Raw genomic sequence first — 22259 nt, forward strand, 5'->3', positions numbered from 1 at the left:
GTTTCAGCTACAGCTGTTCTCAGAACAAAAATGAAAAAAAAGACCAACCATCTCAAGTAAAAACAGAAAACAAAATGACATCACAGATAGCACAACAAGTAAACTCATTTGCCACAAGACCTTATTACAGTGTAGATTTTGACAATGGTGACAGTGGATGCCAGTTTGAGATCCTTGTAAATGATGTTCCTGTGGCAAAGAAAATGGGAATAAAAGGAGCAATGACTTCATCTGCCCCGATCAATTCCTGCATCTTACACAGTGGAAAACAAAAGCTTACCATAAAGCTCTATCCGAATGTAGGAAAAGACAGGATTACAACTTCAGATAAAAATGCTTCCCCTTTTACCCTTTCAGTAAGCTACAGAAAAGATGCCTGGGATCATAACGATATCAGCGAAGTAACTGTATTTCAGCTACCTCCCGTTGCGATTCCTGAGTCGGGACTTCCTTATTTTGAAAAAGAATTTGAATTTGAGGCTGAAGTTCCTTATCAGTTTGAAGGATGGTCGACATCGAAAGATTTAACCAAAATTCCTGATATCGAGCAAAAAGTGATGAACAAATATGAAGAAATTAAAAAACTACTAGCAGCAAAAAATTATGGGGCTTTTGCCAAAATGAAAAACAAAAAAGATGTAGAAATGAATACTTCTTTTTATTTAAAACCCAATGAAGTTGCCGAAGGAGACGCTTTTGACAGGGAAGCTTTTACGGAGAAAAATGCAGAAGTTCAGCCTTTTACCAATACTAAAGTTGTTTTTTACGGCAACGGAAGACTCGTTACACTAGAAAATATAGATGATAAAGGCTCTGCTTTAAGAACAAAAATAAAACATGTTTCTGCAGATGGAAAAGTAAAAGAGGAAGTTATCAAATTTCCGATATTATTTCACATTCCAAAAAATTCAGATGAGCTTGAAATTATACGGTAAATAATAATAAAATGGAAAGCAGCAGAAAACCTGATTTTTTAGTCAATCTTTTTTTCATTTCTTTTACCCTAATCCTTCTTACCCTAGGCGGAGGAGGAATAGTGTACAGTCTCGGAAAATTGGGGAGAAATTTCACGCTGCTTTTTACAGGTAATAAAACTGAGGGGAAAATTGTCGGGTATTCAGGAAGCTACACCAATAATAATCAGGGAAATCCGACAAAAATGTACACTCCAGTGATACAGTACACGGATCAAAACAATTTAATCAGGAGCATTGAAACAGAATACAGCAGCAGCGGAAAGGAAAGTGATGATGAAGTAACGGTGTATTATGATCCCGAAAAACCTTCAAAAGCAGTTCGTGGGGGTTTTCTGAACATTTTTTTCTGGCCTTTTCTTATATTTTGTTTTGCTCTTTTAGCTGTTTCAATCGGAGGCTATATGGCAAAAGGATTGAAAGAAGGTTTCAGAAAAAGTAAATTGTAAGACATTTTCGAACTAATCAGCTATTGGAATATCTAAAATATTGATTCAAATAGAACTTTCTTTATATCACTTTCTCAACAATCTTCTGAATATTCATTTCTTCCAGGCAGGCCCAGTCTCCACGGAAACACTGCTTGTCTCCAAAAACGGAACAAGGCCTGCAGGTAAGATCTTTCACCTGCACAACATCATTTTCGCTTTGCCCAAATCCTAAAAACCCGGCATACGGATGCGTTTGCCCCCAAATGGAAATACACCTCGTTCCCATAAGGCTCGCCAAATGCATATTGGCGGAATCCATAGAGATCATTAATTCTAAATGTGAAATTTTTTCTAATTCTTCCGTAAGGGTTAATTTTCCTGCAAGACTTTGTGTATTGGGGATTTCCATTTCCCATTGTTGCAGTGTTTCAGTTTCACCTTTTCCACCACCAAAGAAATAGACATGGTACTTTTGCGATAGAATTTTTGCCAATTCGTAGGACTTTTCCAGCGGAAGCATTTTTCCTCTATGCTGGGCAAAAGGGGCAAAACCAATTCCGGATTTTTCTACTGCTTTTGGCCTTAAAGTGTGAGAAAGTTTAACCTTGAATCCCATTTCGCGGAAGACATCAGCATAACGTTCTACCGTTTTTTTCAGCTGAATTTTATCAAGATTCCAAATATCCGTTAAATGTTCTTTTTCTTCTTTTCCTTTATTGATTTTAAAAACTTTTAGTCCCTTTCTTCGATAGATTTTATCAAGAATTTTCGTTCTGATCACATCGTGAAGATTGGCAATAAGATCAGGGTGAAATTCATCAATCAGCTCATTGGCCAGTCTTGTCAATCCAAAAAAACCTTTATAATCGTCAAGGTTCACTCCTTTGAATGTAACATTCTGAATATCAGCAAATAAAGCCTCAAAATTACTTCTTGAAACCATGATGATTTCCACATCCGGATTTTGTTCCAGAAATTCCCGGAAAAAAGGTGCTGTCATGGCAACATCACCAAAAGCGGAAAAACGATATGCTAAAATTCTTGTCACAATTACGACTTCAGTTGGTAGGCGACTGCGTAAAATTTAATCTGTTTCGTCATGGCCATCAATCCGTTGGCTCTTGAGGGGGAAAGGAATTCCTGCAATCCTATTTCAGCGATAAAATCAAAATCAGAATCTAAAATTTCCTGAGTAGAATGACCGCTGTAAATGCTTACCAGAAGAGAAACAATTCCTTTTGGTAAAATCCCGTCAGAATCGGCATTAAAAAATAACTTACCGTCTCTGAATTCAGCATCAATCCAGACTTTACTTTGGCAGCCTTTGATCAGATTTTCGTCCTTTTTTTTATCATCAGAAAGTCCTTTCAACTCTTTTCCAAGATCGATAATATATTCGTATTTCTGTTCCCAATCTTCAAGAAATGCAAATTCGTCAATAATTTCCTGCTGTTTTTCTTTAATGGTCATTCTAAACTAATTTCTTGTGCAAAGATACTAAATTATGCTTTAGGCTTGAAGCCCCGCGAAGATGAAGCTTTTTCAAAAACACGTAACAGTTTTACCTCTTCATTCTCCCAACAAAAAATATCAGCAGCGTTTTCAAGTTCAGCCTGATAAGCTTTTCTCCCTTTATCTAAAACCACCCGTATTGATTGTGCAATATTTTCAGGATGATGATCCTTAATAATTTCTCCGATGTCAAATTGTCGCTTAATCCTCTGCAATTCAGGAAGATTTGACAGTATTACCGGCACTCTCGCCTGAATGCAATCCAGGACTTTGTTCGGTAGAGAATAATAATAGCTTTCCCCTGCGTTTTCCTCAATGCTCATTCCGCAATCGGCAGTAAGCGTAACTTTTCTTAAATCTTCCGGCAATAATTTTCCTAAAAACTCAACTTTATGCTGTAGATTTTCTTTCAGAACCAAATTTTCGTATTCTTTTTTCAGGGGTCCGTCACCAGCAATTTTAAAAATAACATTATCTAAATGTTTCATAGCCAGAATCGCTTTATCAATTCCGCGAAACGGATTAATGGCACCCTGATACAAAATAATTTTAGGATTATTCTCAGGAATCTGCTGATTAAAATCAAGCTTTTTGGGCGAATTCTGAATGACCACAGGATCGATAGCATATTTATTTCTAAACCAGTCGGCATATCCTGAGCTTGCCGTAATCATGCATTTTATGTCAGGAATGATCTTTTTTTCAACATATCTCCACAATTTTTGTGACATTTTGCCCTGAATAGCCGGCATTTCCGAAAAAATTTCATGACTGTCGAAAACCAGCGGGATATTCAGCTTTTTAGCAATTAAATAATTCGGAAGCAAAGCATCCAGATCATTGGCGTGCAGAATGGTACTGTGATCTGCTTTTTTCTTTAATTCACGATATAATTTCCAGTTGAATTCAAAATAAGCCGTTTTTAAACTTTTTGAAATTAAATGTATTCTGGTAAAAGGATAAGGACGGGACATTTTTTCGGCTCCGTTCCAGTCATTTCCTATGAGCTCGATTTGGTAGCCATTATCATGTAACGTTTTGCATACCTTTTCTATACGCTGATCCGTACACAAATTACTGAATGCAGACGTAATGATCTTTCTCCTGTCCATTACTTTTTTTTATCTGCCAAAAGATGGTAAATTTGTATGAAACAGATGAGTCCGTTCGGGATGATAACCGGCCAAAGCATTCCACTGAAGATTCCGTAGATCACAAAGCAAATGCAGCCAATCATATTTACAATCCTGATTTTTCTGATATCTTTCAGTATAAAACTCAGCACGATAAACAATGATGCGGAATATCCTATATAGGTGGCAATTTCAGGAATCATGAAAATTTTTTAAAAGGACAACAAACTTAATCATTTTCAATAAGATAATAAAATTTTTTCTGCCATAAAGTCATTTATTGAATTTTGGTAAAATATTTGTAATTTAGATAATGAATAAATGGCAATGCTGCCTTTATTCTAATGAGATATATTATGGATTATAAGTTTTCACAAGGTTTGAGCCAGGTGTTCAAACAAAGCAAGAGCGAAGCGAAAAGGCTCAAGAGTGAATTTCTTAATACAGAACATCTACTTTTAGGTATTATAAAAACAGAAAACTCTGCAAAAGAAATCCTTCAAAACCTTAATGCGGATCTTACACAAATCAGAAGAAAAATTGAAACTTTAAATACAGCAAGTCTTAATCCTATTTCTGAGGAGGTTACCAATATTTCTTTCACGAAGATGGCAGATCATGCGATCAAGCGTGCTGAACTGGAATGCAGACAATATAAAAGCAATGAGATTAATACCGTTCACCTGCTTTTGGGCATTCTTTATAAATATGAGGACCCTACTTCAAACATATTAGGCGCTTATGATGTTGACTATGAAGGAGTTTCAAAAGAATACCAGACTATGCTTAAAAACTCGGGGCAGGCACCACAAATGAGTGCTTATGATGACGATGATGAAAGAGAGGATTTTGAGCAAATGAGAAAACCTACGGGAAATCTGGGTTCGGCAAAAAGTAAAACGCCAACTTTGGATAACTTTGGAAGAGACCTGACTTCTTTGGCCAGAGACGGAAAATTAGATCCTGTCATCGGTCGTGAAAAAGAAATTGAGAGGGTTTCTCAAATCTTATCAAGAAGAAAGAAAAACAATCCGCTTCTTATCGGGGAGCCTGGGGTTGGTAAATCTGCCATTGCAGAAGGTCTGGCATTAAGAATTCAACAGAAAAAAGTATCAAGAGTTCTTTACGGAAAACGTGTGATCACGCTGGATTTGGCAAGTTTAGTCGCCGGAACAAAATATCGTGGTCAGTTTGAGGAAAGAATGAAAGCGATCATGACTGAACTGGAGAAAAACAGAGATGTCATCTTATTCATTGATGAGCTTCATACTATTGTTGGTGCGGGAAGTTCAACAGGAAGCCTGGACGCATCCAATATGTTTAAACCAGCTTTGGCAAGGGGTGAAATTCAATGCATCGGAGCCACTACACTTGATGAATACCGTCAGTATATTGAAAAAGACGGTGCTCTGGAAAGAAGATTCCAGAAAGTAATGGTAGAACCGACTTCTATTGAAGAGACTGTTCAGATCTTAAATCAGATTAAAGATAAATATGAAGAACACCACAATGTTGTTTATACGGATGAAGCAATTTTAGCTTGTGTTAATTTGACGTCAAGATATATTACAGACCGTTTTTTACCGGATAAAGCAATTGATGCAATGGACGAAGCCGGATCTCGTGTCTATATTAAAAACATGAAAGTTCCTACCGAAATCATTGATTTTGAAAAGAAAATCGAAGAGATCAAGGAATTAAAGCAAAAAGCGGTAAAAGCTCAGGATTATCTCGAAGCAAGAAAACTGAAGGATGAGGAAGAAAGACTTCAGATGGAGCTGAATTCTGCTCAGGATAAATGGGACAAAGATGTAAAGGAGAAAAAAGAAACTGTAACCGAAGAAAATGTAGCGGAAGTCGTTTCTATGATGAGTGGTGTTCCTGTAACCAAAGTAGGTAAAAATGAGCTTGATAAACTTGCCGGAATGGATAACAATCTCAACGGAAAAGTAATCGGCCAGGAAGATGCTGTGAAAAAAGTCGTTAAAGCTATTCAGAGAAACAGAGCCGGTCTTAAAGATCCGAACCGTCCTATTGGTACATTCATTTTCTTAGGAACTACCGGAGTTGGTAAAACGGAGCTGGCTAAAGTAATGGCAAGAGAATTATTCGAATCTGATGAATCTTTAATCAGAATCGATATGAGTGAATACATGGAAAAATTTGCGGTTTCCAGATTGGTTGGCGCGCCTCCGGGATACGTTGGATACGAAGAAGGCGGACAATTAACGGAAGCTGTAAGAAGAAAACCTTATGCTGTGGTTCTTTTGGATGAGATCGAAAAGGCTCACCCTGATGTATTCAATATCTTGCTGCAAATTCTGGATGAAGGTCATGTTACAGACAGTTTAGGAAGAAAAATCGACTTCAGAAATACGATTATCATTCTTACTTCAAACATCGGAACAAGAGATCTTAAGGATTTCGGAGACGGTGTAGGATTTGGAACTTCTGCTAAAAAATCCACTACGGATTCAAGAGCGAGAAGCACCATTGAAAATGCGCTTAAAAAGGCATTCTCTCCTGAATTCCTTAATAGAATTGATGATATTGTCATCTTCAACTCTCTTGAAAAAGATGATATTAAGAGAATTATTGATCTTGAATTGAATAAGCTTTACAGCAGACTTGAAAAACTAGGATATAAAGTTGAATTAACTGATGAAGCGAAAGACTTTATTTCCGAAAAAGGATGGGATAAAGATTTTGGAGCAAGACCACTGAAACGTGCGATCCAGAAATATATTGAAGATTTATTGGCAGAAATGCTGGTAAACAAACAATTATCTGAAGGAGAAACTGTAGTTTTGGAGCTGAACGAAGCTAAAGATGGTTTGACCGGAAAAACTTCAAAGCCAAAAAAATCTGCGGCTGAAAAGTCTTCTCAATCGTAAATAAATAATTTAATCATAATGAAAAAAGCATCGGGAAATTCTCGGTGCTTTTTGTTTTATTTTTATGTAAGTAAAATTTTCTCTCGCTTATTTTGCAGGATTTAAAAGATAATTTAAATAAATCTGCGCCATCTGCAAAATCTGCGGGAATAATTTGAATACAAACAGCAAAAAAATTATGAAAAAATAAGATTACAATCCCACCACGAAACCGATATTCGGAATTAATCCACTCGAAAAAATACTTGAATTTTCTTGCCATAAAACATTGTACATCAATCCGATCTGCATAAAAGAATTATTCCCGATTCTCTGCATATAACCTCCACCGAGATATAAAGCACTTTCCTCTTCGTTCATTTTATAATCATAATATTTGTCTTTATAATTGATAAAATAATGCTGGAAATTAGCACCGACATAAAATGATCTCGCGAAATAATAATTAACAAAAGGCCCTGCTCCAAACATGGTTGATCTATAAAAATCGGAGGTCTGCCATGACACACTTCCCACAATTCCGGTTTCCAGATCATCTGTAAGCCTGTAACCCACTCGTGGGGAAGCGGATAAATAAAAAGCGCTATTGCTGCCAAAACCCACTCCGATTCCGCCTCCGAAGGTCCAGCGATTACTGTTTTCCGGTGAGGTTCCTACGGCGACCTGCGAAAATAGTAGGCCTGAAATTGTAGTAAACAGAGAAATAATAATCTTTTTCATAATACTATTGTTTTTGTCGATGTTTAAAATTATAACTTTTTTTACGAATCTTTTAAATCGTATTTTTGCCGCATCAAACTAACAACTCCCGTTAAGAGTTTCGTAAAATTGAATACAATGAAAATAGTAGTAGGCCTCTCAGGAGGTGTAGACTCCAGTGTGACAGCATATTTGCTGCAACAACAAGGTCACGAAGTGGTGGCGCTGTTTATGAGAAACTGGAATGATGCTTCAGTGACCTTAGAAGATGAATGTCCCTGGATTGAAGACAGTAATGACGCTCTTATGGTCGCTCAAAAGCTTGGAATTCCTTTTCAGGTGATCGATATGAGTGATCTTTACAAAGAAAGAATCGTAGATTACATGTTTGATGAATATCAGAAAGGAAGAACTCCGAATCCTGATGTTTTGTGCAACAGAGAAGTAAAATTCGATGTTTTTATGAAAACGGCGATGTCTTTGGGAGCAGATAAAGTAGCAACAGGACATTATGCCCGTGTAGATTCCACAATTGACGAAAATGGTAAAGAAATTTTCCATTTGCTAGCCGGTAAAGATAACAACAAAGACCAGTCGTATTTCTTGTGCCAGCTAAGCCAGGATCAGCTTTCTAAAGCGTTGTTTCCGATTGGTGAACTGACAAAACCTCAGGTGAGGGAAATTGCCAAAGAAATCGGGTTGGTAACGGCTGATAAAAAAGACTCTCAGGGATTATGCTTTATCGGAAAAGTAAGCCTTCCGCAGTTTTTACAGCAACAATTGGTTCCGAAAGAAGGTGAAATTGTAGAAATTTTTAAAGACTCTCCGATTTTTGCCCAGGAAAAACCTCAATTTTCTTCAAAACGGGAAGAACAGGAATATTTAAGCCAAAAGATAAATTATAAAAAATCCGACGGAAAAGTGATCGGCAAACATCAGGGCGCTCAGTTTTTTACGATCGGGCAAAGTAAAGGGTTGGGAATCGGCGGACATAAAGAAAGCTGTTTTATCATCTCCAGAGATATGGAAAATAATATTCTTTTTGTGGGAGAAGGACATCAGTTTCCGGGATTGCTGAAAAGGGCTTTGAAAATTGATAATTCTGAACTGCATTGGGTTCGTGAAGATTTAAGACTAAAAAACGGAGAATCAATGGAAGTGATGGCTAGATTCAGATACAGACAGCCTTTGCAGAAAGCAACTTTGTATCAGTTTGAAGAAGGATTATATGTGGAATTTGAAGAGCCACAATCCGCGATTGCAGAAGGACAGTTTGCAGCCTGGTATATTGACGATGAATTAATCGGAAGCGGAGTAATTTCGTAATATAAATTTAAATAATAAGCCCGAAGCAATTTAGTTTCGGGTTTTTATTTTGAAAAATGTGAGATTTTATTTCATCTTATGGTTTACATAAAATAAATTAATACACACAAATACAATAATTTCAAATATTAAAATCATCATTAAAAATCCAACAGGTTTTCCTAAATAAATTCCTCTGATCAATTTCACAATTCCCAAAAGAAAAATCGAAATCATAAAATAAAAAGTTATTTTGGAAATGCTTTCTTTAAAAAATTTAAGCGTAAAAATTGACACATAAAATCCTACAATGAGAATCAAATAAAAATTTAGGAAATTGGGACCCTTTAAAGTAATTGGACTCAAAGTATGGTAGATAAAAATAAGCCAGATAAAGCTCAGTAAAACAGGAATTGTATGGATGAAAATCTTTTTCATTTTTTTCCAGTTTAAATTAATCTCCACCGCCACATCCTCCGCAACCCCCGCCGCAACTGCTTCCACAGGAACTACTGCAGCTGGATGAACTTCCACCACAACCTCCCCAAGATCCGTCATCGTTATTATTTTTGTCCTTGTTATTGTTTTTATTAAATACTCCTGAAATAAAAATAATCAAAGCAAGAATTATCGGAATTAAAATAATCAAAGAAAAGAAATCAACTGCTCTATCTGAACAAGAGCTCACCATAAAAACTATTGAGAATACTGAGAGAAATTTAAAACTGTTCCATGAGAACTTATTTTGTTTCAGTTCTTTATTTTGATTAATCCAAATATCTTCAGGAGCCTTTTCTCCGAAAATATCTTCGTAATGTTTCAACGTTTCATAAAACCAGGCCTGATGTTTTACATTTTCACCTTTACCTCCATTTGAAGGATGATGATGAAGCTTTTGCTGCAGAACATTTGGACAAAATTCCTCCCAGTAATTCTGTGTGTAGATCAAATGCATATGCCAAACTTTATCTACAATTTTACTTGGCGAAGCTCCATTTGGTAAAGTGCAGCATAAATAAACGAATTTTTTATACTCTATTATTGCTTTTCGGGCAAAATCCAAACTCCAGTTTTCTTCTTTGGCGAGTTTGCTGGAAAAAGGAAATTCCGCATTGGGATGGTCTAATGAAAAAATCTGAATTCTGTTCCAGAGAAGGTCATTTTGTAATAAGATTTTTGTTTCCATTTTAACTTTTAGTTTCTACTCAAATATCTTTTGATCTTGAAATATAAAAGTCGTACAACAGTATTTTTTAGTTTTAAAATAATCTTATATTAGTCTTATAAATAAAAATTATGAGAAAAGAAGATATTCTGCATCTGGAAAAGCTGATGAATTTTTTGGCGATGCATTTTTTAAAGAAAACTCACTGGGAAAACGTTTCAAAAACCGAATGGTCATATATTGTTTCGGAACTTAATGATCTTATTATCAACGAAAATAAACAAAAAGGAATAAAAAAAGAACCGGATCTCATAGGTTCCAATTACCTGTATGAGCATTTGATTATCAATAAACTAAAGAAATATTATCATAACGAAAACACCATTTTAAGCAAACCAAATCTGGCAAAATTAAGTTTGATTGTAAAAGTATTGGGATATTCAAATTATATTGATTTTATTAATTCCAATACGGAGTCATTTAATTTCAATGATCTCAGAATTGAAATGAACAACGTAAAGCAAAATACAGAACTGCTAGACAAATTGGTTGGCTGTTGGTATTCCTATAACAGAAACCTGCCGGAAAGCCCTTTACAGGCAAAAGAAGACCGGATCTGGCGTTCTGCCACAGAAATTTACAAGTCTGAAACAACGGGCGAGTATTTCATAGAAAGGAGTGGTGGTGACCGTCACAAATACTTTGGGAAAGTAACAGCATATTCTGATTATGTTTTCATTATCATGAACAGCAATACTTTCATACGGCAAAGACATTTCATCTCAAGAATAAAAGATATCAAGGAAAAGCTGAAAAATCCAGAATATAAGCTCCATGAGTTGCATTTTATAAGTACATGTATCAGTTTTAATCAAGAACCCATTGCTCTTTTTGAAATCTTCAGAAAGGCAGACAGGAAAACATTTATTACAGATTCCATAAGCTTTCCGATCGACAGTGACGAGATTCCTCCTTCTATTGTGAAACAACTTGAAGACACAGACGCCAATCGTATAGATTACAAATAGCTGATCGTTTTTAGTTAATGGTTGATAGATTTCTGGTTAAAAATTTTTTTTGTTGAGTTTTGAGTTTTGAGTTTCGGGTAGTGAAAGTCTTTTACCTTTTTCTCTATTATCTTTCCTCTCCAACTAACTTACCAGCCAGTCTTTAAAATCCTTCACACGGTCACGGCTGACGGTAATTTCTTCCTGCGGCTGAAACTCCAGTTCGACTTTATAGTTGGGCGAAGTGTGAATATTTTTAATGTAATCTGAATTGATAATAAACTGCCTATTTACACGGAAAAAATTCTTTTCGTCAAGTACATCTTCCAGTTCATCCAGTGTGAAATCTGAAGGATAATTTCTCTCCTGCGTCTGCAGATAAACAATTTTATTTTCACTAAAAAAACAGCTTACTTCCTGTGTCTGAATAATTTTAAGGTTGTAACCAATTTTTACCAAAATCCGGGAAAGTGTAGATTTATCCTTTTTTATCAGTTGCTTGATCTCCTGAGAATTCACAGAACTGTCTGACGGAATAAACGATTTGAATTTTTCAATGGCGGCCGACAGATCTTCATCTAAGATCGGTTTTAAAAGATAATCAATGCTGTTTAATTTAAAAGCTTTCAGCGTGTACTGATCAAAAGCCGTAGTGTAAATAATAAAACCTTTTGTCTGAACTTTCTCAAAAATATCGAATGATAAGCCATCTCCCAATACAATATCCGAAAAGATGAGCTGCGGATGTTCATTTTCCGAAAACCATTTTACTCCTTCTTCTACAGATTCTATTTTGCCAACCAATTCAATCTCAGGAAATTCACTAAGCATTCTTTCCAATTTTCTTGAAGCAGGTTTTTCATCTTCGATAATGACGGTTTTTATCATTGAGTTTCAGATTTAGTTTTACAATTTCGGAATAAAATTAATCAAAATTACCGGTTTTAAAACTTCAGCGGCTGTTTTGATTTTTTTCATTTCTTTTTCAATAACATCTCTTTCCCATTCATCATCCAGAAGGAAGAGTTTTACTGCTTTTACGGTCAAAATAATTCCCCAGATCACCAGAATAATTGATCCGTCCCAAAGTGAAAAATTGAAAATTCCTTTTTCAAAAATATCATCTGCAAAAATGATTACCGCAACGATACCAAACCATAAAATGCTTTTATAGAATTTTTTTAAATCGTTGACTCTTTGTTGTGCCTGATTGTAGTTCATCGTATTAATTTTTAAGTATTTGATTGAGTTTATTATAAAGATTTTGTATTTCTTCTTTCTTCATCCATCAGTTCCCTGATTTTCTTTTCCTCCCATTCTTTTCCTATCCAGAAGGTATTTGCCGCATGGGCCGCAATTCCTATTCCCCAGCCTAGCATCGGCCAGAAAAACCATAGATAGCCCGGTGACGTTATAATATTTAATACAGCTAAAAAAGAAATTACCAGGACGTATGATGTAAGATTTCCATAAAATCCTTTCAGTTCTTTTACTCTTCTGGTAGCTTTTTGGTATGCAAGATCTTCTTTGTTGATGTAAGTTTCCATAATTTTTTTAATGTTAATAATTAGTTGTTTGTTTTTGTTGAGACAAATATATGAAGGGGAAGAGCCTCAACTCAATTTTATGTTACCGAACCGTTGAATATTCATCCTGAATTGTAAAAATCTGAATTCAATGGAAAAATATGTTTTTGCTTTTTGTATTTATTAGTAAACCTTAACCATTAAAATTTACGCTAATAAACAAACGGAACAAGCTTTTTTTGTGTTTCTTCTATACTCCAGGTATTCTTCTCCGAATTCTTCTATTAAGGCTTTTTCTTCTACTTTAATTCTATAACTGAAAGCAACAAAAGTAGGAACTAAAGCCAAAACCAAAGAGAGCCAATTATTAAGATACAATCCGAGTCCGAGAGATGTGAGTAAAGAAAAAGTATAAGACGGATGCCTTACATACTTGTAAAATCCTTCTTTCTTAATTTTATGATCCTGTCTTATGGTGACATCCACCGTAAAATATTTTCCCAAAGATTTGATAATGATAAATCGCAAAATGATCCCAATCCAGATACATCCGGCACCGAGATAATAAATCCAGATCTCATCAGTGATCGGAAATTTCGTTACGTAAGAAGCCGTGACAGAACTCATGATTGAAAAAGGAATAGCAATCCAAAGAATATTTAAAGTAGATTTATCTGTTCCTTTTTTTATCTTTTTCGCCTGATTTCAGGAGATTTTTGTAAAGAAATTCAGTCATAAACCATGTGAACATGGAAATGGTAAAGAGAATCTGTAAAGTTTTCACTAGATATTTTGTTTAAATCCTTATTATGGTTGCTTCTCCTTTTCCATCAATTTCTTAATTTTTTTCTCTTCCCAATTGCTTCCTAACATAAAACCAGGAATAAAAGTTCTCATCGCAGAAACGACAACCGCAATTCCCCAAACCAACGGAAGTAAAAAATATTTCAGCTGCCAGATTGTTTCGCCAGGTTCTAATTCTCTGTAATTCAAGTACAAAATAAAAATATTTACCCCAATATATACAAAAACGAAAACATAAAACCGTTTGATCTTTTTTTACCTGTCTTTCAGCTTCTTTGTATCGGAAGTCATCTTTACTAATATTTTCCATACTATTTATCTTTTATTTTGTTTTTCTAAAATTTCTCTGATCTTTTTTTCTTCCCAGCTTTTGCCGATTGCAAAAACACTCATTCCGTGGGCAGCAACGCCAATTCCCCAGCCCAGCATTGGAAAGTAAAACCAGATGTTATCAGGGCTTGTCATTAAGTTAATAATGATTAAAAAAGGAATTATAATGCAGTAAGAAATAAGATTACTGTAGAAACTTTTTATTTCTTTTACGCGTTTCTGCGCTCTTTCGTAGGACTTATCATGATCTTCTATTATTGCATTAGCTATATTTAATTTAGAAGATATAACCGGAAGTTTTACTTTAAAATAATCCTCGGATTTTTCGATAAAAACATTTTTCTTTGTCAATAATGAATAACGCTGAACAATATTTGGAAGCCCTATTCCCGAGCTTTCTTTGATCTGTTCCCTTACCTGCAGATTATTCTCGATGCAAAGCGTATCATTTTCAGAAAAAATTTTAATTAATAAAGGCTTTGAAGAAGTGGCAAAATTATGTTTAATACAATTTTCCAACAGCAATTGCAATGACAACGGAACTACAAATTTCCTGTAATCTTCTTTTTTTACGTCAAAAACAAAACCTACACTGTCTTCAAATCGTGTTTTTAATAATTCACAATACGTTTTTGCAAATTCCAGTTCATCTTCCACAGTTACCAGTTCTTTGTCTTTCTGCTCCAGAACGTATCTGTAAATCTTTGACATTGAAGCAGTAAACTTCTGAGCCTGTTTCGGATTTTCATCAATTAAGGAGCTTAAAACATTTAAAGAATTAAACAAAAAATGCGGATCCAGCTGATTTTTAAGACTTTCAAACTGTGCATTGGCAGATTTTGCAATCAGTTTCTGCTCGACAACTTCTTTTTTTGGATGTTTTTTTCAGCTCTTCCATAAAACCTTTTGCATGGAGAAAAGCCGAAATCAGCAACGCAATATTGATGGTAAACCAATTGATAAAATTATATTTTCCAGAAAAATACTGTTCTGTAGTAGCCACTTTTTTGGAAAACAACAAAGTTCATATAATTGCAGAAATACACCATGATAATATTGGCGATCAGAATAGAAACTATACTTACAATCGCCCTCTTGGTTGTCGCTTCAGACCAGGGAAACTTTTTGTTGAGAAAATCATTAATCAAGCCATTACCAATACTCAAAACAAAGGAATACATGAAAGATATAATAATAGTAAGCAGAAAATTTCCCACCGTTTTCTCATCTGTAAAAACAAAAAAAGAAGAACATGGCCGTTGCCAATGATATCCAGCATAGATTAATAAGATTCTTACGTTTCATTGTTCATTTTCTTGGTTCAAAAATAGTCTATATTAAAAGTATTAAAAATAATTTTTTGCCGAACCGTTATTTTTCGTGACTGAACGGAATAAAAAAACCTTCTGCGACGAGAAGGTTATTCAGATCATATTATTATTCTTTTATTTTGCGGCTCCGCTCAGAAAATATTCTGCTTCTGCCCTTCCCCAGTTTGGATCAATTTTAGATTTCGGAGTGTACGTTTTAAATTTCTCCAAAGCTGCTTTGAATTCTTCCATTCCTTTTGCTTTGCTTCCGCCGTATTGTTCCGGAGTGAAATACGTATCCTCAGCCTTTATTAAAGTCACCCTTGGATTGTTTGGATCAAGGCTTTCTGCTTTTTTAAGCTCCTCCATGGCTTTCATTCCGTCTGTCATATATCTTTCTGCGGGATTTTCCATCATTTTCAGCGAAAAAGCCATTTTTTTAAGCAGATGAATCTCGGAATTATCTTTCCCGACAATAGCCTCTGCCTGATCCATATATTTTTCCGCAGCGTTGGCTTGTGCAGAAAGTTCGGTCATTTTTCCTTCCCGCATCAGCATTCTTCCTTTCTGAATGTAAGCAAAAGCGGCATAATAAGACGGCAGCCACTGTTGGGTTTCTTTCTTTCCGATTCTGTCGAAATCGTTGGCCAGCGTTTGGAATTCATCCAGTGATTTACAGGCTTCTAGCTTAGCAATTTTTTCAGACATTACTTTTTCATAATCAGCCTGGGCAAAAGCGGTTAAACTTATCAGACTTAAAGCAAAGGTTAATAGATATTTTTTCATTTTTCCTAATTTTTTAAGTTAATATTTAATTGAATAAAGATAGATTTTTAGTTGTATTAAATTATTTATTTACAGATTATTATTAATAGCATCCTGTGTTCTGTCTACCCCGAAGCTGATAAATGCTCCAACGAAAACAAAAGTATTCACCGGCGGAACCACAGCAGAACTTCTTGAGCCATCCATTGAGAAATTATATCCGTAGACATTTTTTGAGCCTAAAATATTGGATACACTCAATACCAGCACTGTAAAAACCTTAGCATCTTTCTTGCCTAAATTCGGAAGATAATTCACACTGAAATTAAGGGCATTATAATCTTTCAAACTTCCTTCATTTCTTACAAAATATTTTTGCTCGCCGTTTACATCGTGTGTTGCAATATCGTAATACGGGCGGCCTTTTGCATATGTATAAGAAAGATTAAAACCTGTTTTCCATTTAGGTACAAATCTTTTTGCTACGGCAGAAATTGTATGTTCAGAAGCAAAATTAGGTTTCAGACTTACCGGATAATTCATAAAATCCCTTTTAGAATCCAGAAACGAATAGCTGATCCAGTAATCAATATTGTCAAAAGTCTTCTTATCTCTCCAGAATAATTCCAGGCCTTTGGCATAGCCGTAGCCGTTATTATTGTCTGCGGTCTGTACATATTGATTCTGCCCGTCAATATATTGCATATTTTTTACTTTTAATAAATCATCATACTTTTTATAGAACGCTTCAAACCTGAGACTTCTTCCTTCTGTCGTTCGCTGAACCTGAAAAATATAATGCTGCGACTTCTGGAAATCAAGATTAGCCGGTCCGTTGATGTATTTGCTTTCAGGATTCTGGTAGAAAAGTCCGTACGCTAGAGAGGTTGTCCAGTCTTTAGCCAAACGGTAAGCCAATGCTAAACGTGGCGCAATATTGCTTTTCCCAAGATAAGACGAATGCTCTGCTCTCACTCCTATTTTAGCAGATAAATGATTGCTGAATTCTAAATCTGTTTCCACAAAAGCCGATGAAATCAAATCTTTGTAATGTTTTTCCACAAAATCATTAAAATTCATTTTTTCGCTGGTACTGTTGAGTTCAAAACCGCCTCGTAACGCACTGATTTTATTTATTTTCCTTTCCACAACAGCTTTAAAATTAATATAATTTCCATCCGTTAAAAGTTTTGTATTTCCGGTCTTAATATCATTTTTTTCAGTCGAAAAATCAAGATCCGATCTGTTGAAAGAATAAGAAGTTCCCGCGTTCAGCAGATATTTGCCGAATTTTTGTTTGAAAGATAAATTATGATATGTGTTTTTACCATTTAATGAAACCAAAGACCATTCATAATCTTCCGGCTCCAGACTCGGCGTTTTCACTCCCATTTTATTGGAATCATACATACCGTAATATTTAAAGAACCCTCCTGATTTTGTTTTAAATCTGAAATTCAGGTCGCCGTTAAGTCCCTGAGGAGCTTCCGTAAAATTTGTATTAAAATTAAAAACTTCCTGCATCATTTTTAAATTTGAATAGCCTAAGGTCGCACCAAAAGAATAATTTTTATTTTCGCCGAGCTTTTGAAATCCCGCGTTTAAAAATATGGGTGAAAACCCAAAATCATAAGAACTTTCATCCGGGAGATCAACGCTTTCCAGCATCAGGGCACCGGAAAGAGCCTGACCGTACAAGGCTGAATATCCGCCGCTTGAAAAAATATTCCCTTTAAAAAGCGAAGTATTGAAACGGTCTCTCCCGGCGATTCCCGGCACCGAATTTGAAAAATAGTTGTTGATTAAGCTTCCGTCCATAAAAATTTTAGATTCCGTCCCGGTTCCGCCACGAATGAAAAGTCCTTCTGATTCGCCAACTTTCTGAACTCCGGGAAGATAGGTTAACGCCGAAGAAATCTGTCCGTCAGCACCAGCCGTGGTATAAATGTCAATCGGCGTCAGCAATGCGGTCGCTCTTTTTCGGTCACTTGCTTCGATAGATCCTGCAGATACAACAACGGCATCAATTTCACTGATCTGTTCCTTTAATTCCGCATTGACTGTAATTTCCTGATTTTCAATGACAATTTGTTTTTCAACATCAATGTATTTCGGATGGGTAAAAACAAGAACATGATTTCCCTTTTCTGAAGTTTCGAAAGAGAAATTTCCGTTGGCATCCGTTGTTGCACCGTCATAAGTATCTTTTAGTGTTACATTTACCTCTCCTACTCCTTTATTTTTATAGCTTACTTTTCCTGAAATTTTTGTCTGTGCAAAACTTAAAGCAGCACATAAAAATAAGACGAGAAATAATAGTTTTGTTTTCATAGCTTTTAATTTCGATTCAAAAGTAGGATGAAATTTTATCTGAAATAAATTTTTGTTGCTGAGTCGTAGAATTTGAATTCTGAATCGTTTCAGAAATAGCAATCAAATGCTGAAATATTATCTTTAGACGAAAAATATTTGCCATTTATCGTTATTCCAGAAAAGAATCGGAAATCATACGGCTTTTGAGTAAATGTTTTTTTAATTTTATATTGAAATCACTTAAATCATTCAAAAATGAAAGCTAAAACATTATCATTAATCGCGGCCGGTGCTTTGCTGGTTGTTTCTTGCGGAACAACAAAAACCTATCAGGTCATGTCTAAAAGTAACACGCAGACCGGAGGAACGGCGAAATTTACTCAGAAAGGTGACGAAGTTATTATGAAACTTGATGTAACCAACCTTACGCCAGGAATTCATGCTGTACACATTCATGAAAAAGGCGATTGTTCAGCAGCTGACGGAACTTCTACAGGGGGGTCACTGGAATCCGGCAAAAGACGATCACGGAAAGTGGGGCGCAGAACACTTCCATATGGGTGATATCGGAAATCTTGTTGCCGACCAGACCGGAAATGCCACTCTTACATTTAAAACCAATAAATGGTGCCTGGGATGTACTGACGAATCTAAAAATATTTTGGGCAAAGGACTGATTGTACATGCTGCGGCTGATGATTTCCATACTCAGCCAACCGGAAATGCAGGAGGAAGAGTAGGATGTGTGGAAATTAAATAGTCTGATTTTCATCCATTAAAAAAACCGTTGCTTGAGAATCTCGGGCAACGGTTTTTTATACCTATATTTTTCTAAATTAGGATTTTACACTCATGTCTGCAATAATATTCATTGCTTCCTGAAGGTAAAGATCTTTTTTTAAGATTTTTGATCCAGATTTCAGATTTCTTCTTGAAAGCTTCGTCTTTCTTTTCTCTTTCGATTTCGTTCGGATACATGGAGAACTGAAGTCCGTTTTCAAATTTGGTTAATGATTTGAATTTTTCAATCTGCGCTTTTCTCTGTTTTGTAAGTTCATTAAACTTATCAATATTAAGCGTGATTGTTTCTTCTTTATCCAGTTGTTCTCTCCATTGTGCAGATTCCAAAAGCAACTGGTATTTTGCATTTTTAGCCATTCTGTCATTACTTGCTTTTTCTAAAGCCTGGATATTGAAATAATTAAGCTTCTGGAAGCTCGTTGCCGGAATTTTATCCCAAGCCAATGCATAATCATCATATCTTTCGCCTATTTCAGCATAAGTAAAGAAATCTTTCATCTGAATATCTGAAACAATTCCCTTTCTCTGCGTAGACTCACCGGTGATTCTGTAGAACTTTTGGATCGTCAGTTTTAAAGAGCCAAAATCATCTTCGGTATTTAAAAATCTGTTTAAATCTACAAAAGTCTGTACTGTTCCTTTCCCGAAAGATTGCGGCGATCCGATGATCATTGCTCTTCCGTAATCCTGCATTACACCCGCTAAAATTTCTGATGCTGAAGCAGAAAGCTCGTTTTGCATGATCACCAACGGACCAGTCCATACAGGAGTTTCATTTTTATTCTTTAAGGTCTGAATTTTTCCGTTTCCGTCTTTTACCTGAACGTAAGGCCCTGCCTGCATGAAAAGTCCCATAATATCACCAACCTCCGTTAATGATCCTCCACCATTATTTCTCAGATCAAGAACAATTCCTTCTATATTCTGTTGTTTAAGCTTAAGGATTTCATTTTTAATATCATCAGAAGCATTTCTTCCGTTCGGATTCTCAAAATCTGCGTTAAAGCTTGGTAAATTAATAAACCCGTATTTTTTCCCGTTTTGTGAATTCATCACAATACTTCTTGCAAAAGTATCTTCAATGGCAACCTCTTCACGGATCATGGTAACGTCTTTTATGGATCCGTCCTTTTTCTGAACAGTTAAAGTTACCGGCGTTCCTTTTTCACCTCTTATCAGTCGTACTGCTTCGTCAGAAAGCATTCCTACTACGTTTACGGCATCTTCCTTAGGTTTGGATTTTACTTTTAAAATTTTATCTCCTTCGGAAAGCTGTTTGGATTTCCACGCGGGTGCTCCGATCGTTAAAGCCCCCAGATAAAGGTTTCCTTTCTTCTCCTGAATGATGGCTCCGATTCCGATGACTTTCCCTGTAAAGTTGGTATCAAAGTCTTCTTTATCTTTTGGTGAATAATAGTTGGTGTGAGGATCAAAAACTTCAGTGTACGCATTCATATACACGGTAAACCAATCCATTTTTTTCTCTTCTTAAATCTTGTAAATGTTTCTTTCACAAGATCTTTCACCTCATCTGTTGCCTTTTTGATCTTCTGATCCGGCGCGATAGGCTGGTATTTAATAGTATCTTTAAGATTATATTTTTGAACAGAATCTTTCTTTTCCTTCTGAGCCTCTTCTTTACTGTTCATCGACTCAATTTCCTGAAGAATATTGTATTTGATGAATTTTTTCCATTCATTATATAATTCCTGTTTGCTTACGGGTGCTTTTTTCAGTTTAGGCTCAAGAATCAAAGATTCGTCTTCTTTAAGATTAATCGGCTTACTGAAAATATCCTGAGTCATTTTATCGATTTCGTCTGCTCTCTGATACAATCTGTCTACCGTGAGTTTGTAGAAGGTAAGATCTCCCTGATTGATATAATCATCAAGTTTGGTTTCGTGCTTTGCAAATTCATCCATATCTGCCTGCAGGAAGTATCTTTTGCCCGGATCCACCAATTCAAAATAATGCTTGTAAACATCTTTAGAATACGCATCATTAATGGGTTTCGGGCTGTAATGCAAGTAAGAAAGTGTATTTTTAACGCTCACCATTATCGTCTGCATCTTTTCATCATCATTTTTAGGCGAGTTGAAACAAAACATTAGACTTGTTAATGGAATGAGGAGTAAAAATTTATTCAGCTTAAAATTTTTCCACATAAATCTGTAATGTATTTTTAATTAATTTTAAAAAAAGTATTTTAATGAGTAGTAATTTTTAAATTACTGTTACAAATTATCAAATTTAATACCTTCTTTACAAATATCAGATAGTTTTAAGTATTTTTGTTAAAATTAAATTTTAATATGGAAAAACCACTTATTCTGGTTACTAATGACGACGGAATTACAGCACCCGGTATCAGAAATCTTGTTAGTTTTATGAACGAAATCGGAGAAGTAGTGGTGGTAGCACCCAACTCTCCACAAAGCGGTAAAGGCCACGCCATTACCATCAATTCTACCTTAAGCTATGAAGAAGTACATCTTGACGGTCCGCAAAGAGATTTTTCCTGTAGCGGAACGCCGGTTGACTGTGTAAAAATGGCTCTTGATAAAATATTGCCGAGAAGACCGGATATTGTTGTTTCAGGAATTAATCACGGGGCAAATTCTTCCATTAATGTGATCTATTCCGGGACGATGTCTGCAGCAGTGGAAGCCGGTGTAGAAAACCTTCCGGCCATCGGTTTCTCTTTACTGGATTTCAGCTGGGAAGCAGATTTTACCCAGGCAAAAGAATACATTCAGAATATTGTAAAGAAAACACTGGAAAACCCAATGCCTAAAGGAGTTGTTTTAAATGTAAACATTCCTAAACTTTTGAAAGAAGAAATCAAAGGCGTAAAAGTCTGCAAACAAGCCAACGCCAAATGGGAAGAAAGTTTTGACGAAAGGGTAAATCCTCACGGTAAAAAATACTATTGGCTTACCGGATACTTCAACAATATGGATGAATCTGAAGATGCCGATGAAACAGCTTTAGCGAATGGATATATCTCGATTGTTCCCGTGAAATTCGACCTTACGGCATATGAGTATATGAATACGTTGAGTGAGGTAATGAAGTTTGATTAATTTAAAATATTGAGGCGTAAAATTGTTTACGCCTTATTTATTGTTCTTTTGTCTTGAAACAAAAGAACAATAAATTCAAGACTTGGAAACTTTCGCTAAAAATTATTTCTGTTCTCTAAAAATTCTAAAACTCGCGCGAATTGAACATTTTGTTCTTCGACTCAAAATCTGTGTCGCACTCAAACAGTAGAATTTTTTTAACGTTCA

General features: G+C 35.5%; 21 protein-coding genes and 2 pseudogenes. 8 read left to right on the forward strand and 15 right to left on the reverse strand.

The genetic code is table 11. The features are described 5' to 3' along the window. The first annotated feature begins 74 nt into the window (after window positions 1-74). Together AAHI02_RS13100 and AAHI02_RS13105 are read left to right on the forward strand one after the other, a co-directional pair. The gene (locus AAHI02_RS13100; RefSeq protein ID WP_346983620.1) at window positions 75-935 is read left to right on the forward strand and encodes a hypothetical protein; all 861 of its coding nucleotides are present in this window, start codon (window positions 75-77) and stop codon (window positions 933-935) included. A gap of 11 nt (window positions 936-946) precedes the next feature. After that, on the forward strand, window positions 947-1423 hold the full coding sequence (locus AAHI02_RS13105; protein ID WP_346983621.1) for a DUF3592 domain-containing protein: 477 nt from the start codon (window positions 947-949) through the stop codon (window positions 1421-1423). 61 nt (window positions 1424-1484) lie between these two features. Here the strand turns inward: AAHI02_RS13105 and AAHI02_RS13110 are convergent, their stop codons facing one another. From AAHI02_RS13110 to AAHI02_RS13125, 4 genes are read right to left on the reverse strand one after another with little or no spacing between them, the layout of a single operon-like run. Next, window positions 1485-2453, reverse strand: coding sequence for a glycosyltransferase family 9 protein (locus AAHI02_RS13110; RefSeq protein WP_346983622.1), 969 nt, complete (start codon window positions 2451-2453; stop codon window positions 1485-1487). A 2-nt stretch (window positions 2454-2455) separates the two neighbouring features. After that, window positions 2456-2875: a SufE family protein gene (locus AAHI02_RS13115; protein WP_346983623.1), complete on the reverse strand. Its 420-nt coding sequence runs from the start codon at window positions 2873-2875 to the stop codon at window positions 2456-2458. Between the two features lie 32 nt (window positions 2876-2907). Continuing rightward, window positions 2908-4029 (reverse strand): glycosyltransferase, encoded by a 1122-nt coding sequence (locus AAHI02_RS13120; RefSeq protein ID WP_346983624.1) that lies wholly within the window; start codon window positions 4027-4029, stop codon window positions 2908-2910. Further along, window positions 4029-4253, reverse strand: a complete 225-nt coding sequence (locus AAHI02_RS13125) for a hypothetical protein (protein WP_027378606.1) — start codon at window positions 4251-4253, stop codon at window positions 4029-4031. The genes AAHI02_RS13120 and AAHI02_RS13125 overlap by 1 nt, the downstream gene beginning before the upstream one ends. 153 nt (window positions 4254-4406) lie before the next feature. On the opposite strand from AAHI02_RS13125, the gene AAHI02_RS13130 reads away from it, so the two are divergent. Then, window positions 4407-6944, forward strand: coding sequence for an ATP-dependent Clp protease ATP-binding subunit (locus AAHI02_RS13130; RefSeq protein WP_346983625.1), 2538 nt, complete (start codon window positions 4407-4409; stop codon window positions 6942-6944). A gap of 192 nt (window positions 6945-7136) precedes the next feature. On the opposite strand, the gene AAHI02_RS13135 is transcribed toward AAHI02_RS13130, so the two are convergent. After that, the gene (locus AAHI02_RS13135; RefSeq protein WP_346983626.1) at window positions 7137-7664 is read right to left on the reverse strand and encodes a hypothetical protein; all 528 of its coding nucleotides are present in this window, start codon (window positions 7662-7664) and stop codon (window positions 7137-7139) included. A gap of 117 nt (window positions 7665-7781) precedes the next feature. On the opposite strand from AAHI02_RS13135, the gene mnmA reads away from it, so the two are divergent. Further along, a complete protein-coding gene (mnmA, locus tag AAHI02_RS13140; RefSeq protein WP_346983627.1) occupies window positions 7782-8969 on the forward strand; it encodes a tRNA 2-thiouridine(34) synthase MnmA in 1188 nt (395 codons plus the stop codon). A 433-nt stretch (window positions 8970-9402) separates the two neighbouring features. Here mnmA and AAHI02_RS13145 read toward each other — a convergent pair whose 3' ends face one another. After that, a complete protein-coding gene (locus tag AAHI02_RS13145) occupies window positions 9403-10134 on the reverse strand; it encodes a hypothetical protein (protein WP_346983628.1) in 732 nt (243 codons plus the stop codon). A 110-nt stretch (window positions 10135-10244) separates the two neighbouring features. On the opposite strand from AAHI02_RS13145, the gene AAHI02_RS13150 reads away from it, so the two are divergent. Next, complete coding sequence (locus AAHI02_RS13150; protein WP_346983629.1) at window positions 10245-11141, forward strand: hypothetical protein; 897 nt, start codon at window positions 10245-10247, stop codon at window positions 11139-11141. Between the two features lie 123 nt (window positions 11142-11264). Here the strand turns inward: AAHI02_RS13150 and AAHI02_RS13155 are convergent, their stop codons facing one another. The 6 genes from AAHI02_RS13155 to AAHI02_RS13180 form a co-directional block, all read right to left on the reverse strand. After that, window positions 11265-12008: a LytTR family DNA-binding domain-containing protein gene (locus AAHI02_RS13155; protein ID WP_346983630.1), complete on the reverse strand. Its 744-nt coding sequence runs from the start codon at window positions 12006-12008 to the stop codon at window positions 11265-11267. A gap of 18 nt (window positions 12009-12026) precedes the next feature. Beyond that, window positions 12027-12341: a 2TM domain-containing protein gene (locus tag AAHI02_RS13160; RefSeq protein ID WP_346983631.1), complete on the reverse strand. Its 315-nt coding sequence runs from the start codon at window positions 12339-12341 to the stop codon at window positions 12027-12029. A gap of 32 nt (window positions 12342-12373) precedes the next feature. Beyond that, window positions 12374-12667 (reverse strand): 2TM domain-containing protein, encoded by a 294-nt coding sequence (locus tag AAHI02_RS13165; RefSeq protein WP_346983632.1) that lies wholly within the window; start codon window positions 12665-12667, stop codon window positions 12374-12376. A 186-nt stretch (window positions 12668-12853) separates the two neighbouring features. Next, entirely contained in the window at window positions 12854-13273 is a 420-nt protein-coding gene (locus tag AAHI02_RS13170) for an isoprenylcysteine carboxylmethyltransferase family protein (RefSeq protein WP_346983633.1), read from the reverse strand. Window positions 13274-13453: 180 nt separating this feature from the next. Next, a complete protein-coding gene (locus AAHI02_RS13175; RefSeq protein WP_346983634.1) occupies window positions 13454-13645 on the reverse strand; it encodes a 2TM domain-containing protein in 192 nt (63 codons plus the stop codon). A gap of 120 nt (window positions 13646-13765) precedes the next feature. Then, entirely contained in the window at window positions 13766-14566 is an 801-nt protein-coding gene (locus AAHI02_RS13180; protein ID WP_346983635.1) for a 2TM domain-containing protein, read from the reverse strand. Window positions 14567-14652: 86 nt separating this feature from the next. Between AAHI02_RS13180 and AAHI02_RS13185 the strand changes: the two genes are divergently transcribed. Continuing rightward, entirely contained in the window at window positions 14653-15066 is a 414-nt protein-coding gene (locus AAHI02_RS13185) for a hypothetical protein (RefSeq protein WP_346983636.1), read from the forward strand. 159 nt (window positions 15067-15225) lie between these two features. Here AAHI02_RS13185 and AAHI02_RS13190 read toward each other — a convergent pair whose 3' ends face one another. Both AAHI02_RS13190 and AAHI02_RS13195 read right to left on the reverse strand, forming a co-directional pair. Further along, a complete protein-coding gene (locus AAHI02_RS13190) occupies window positions 15226-15876 on the reverse strand; it encodes a hypothetical protein (protein ID WP_346983637.1) in 651 nt (216 codons plus the stop codon). Between the two features lie 69 nt (window positions 15877-15945). Beyond that, window positions 15946-18186 carry a TonB-dependent receptor gene (locus AAHI02_RS13195; protein WP_346983638.1) on the reverse strand — a complete coding sequence of 747 codons (2241 nt, stop codon included), beginning with the start codon at window positions 18184-18186 and terminating at the stop codon, window positions 15946-15948. Between the two features lie 237 nt (window positions 18187-18423). Between AAHI02_RS13195 and AAHI02_RS13200 the strand changes: the two are divergent. Then, window positions 18424-18928: pseudogene (locus AAHI02_RS13200) on the forward strand (superoxide dismutase family protein). 76 nt (window positions 18929-19004) lie between these two features. On the opposite strand, the pseudogene AAHI02_RS13205 reads toward AAHI02_RS13200, so the two are convergent. Further along, window positions 19005-21134 (reverse strand): annotated as a pseudogene (locus tag AAHI02_RS13205) (carboxy terminal-processing peptidase). Window positions 21135-21281: 147 nt separating this feature from the next. Here AAHI02_RS13205 and surE point away from each other — a divergent pair. Further along, window positions 21282-22052 (forward strand): 5'/3'-nucleotidase SurE, encoded by a 771-nt coding sequence (gene surE / locus AAHI02_RS13210; protein WP_346983639.1) that lies wholly within the window; start codon window positions 21282-21284, stop codon window positions 22050-22052. The last annotated feature ends 207 nt before the right edge of the window (window positions 22053-22259 follow it).

The sequence above is a fragment of the Chryseobacterium sp. POE27 genome, from assembly GCF_039727685.1.
Lineage (GTDB): Bacteria > Bacteroidota > Bacteroidia > Flavobacteriales > Weeksellaceae > Chryseobacterium.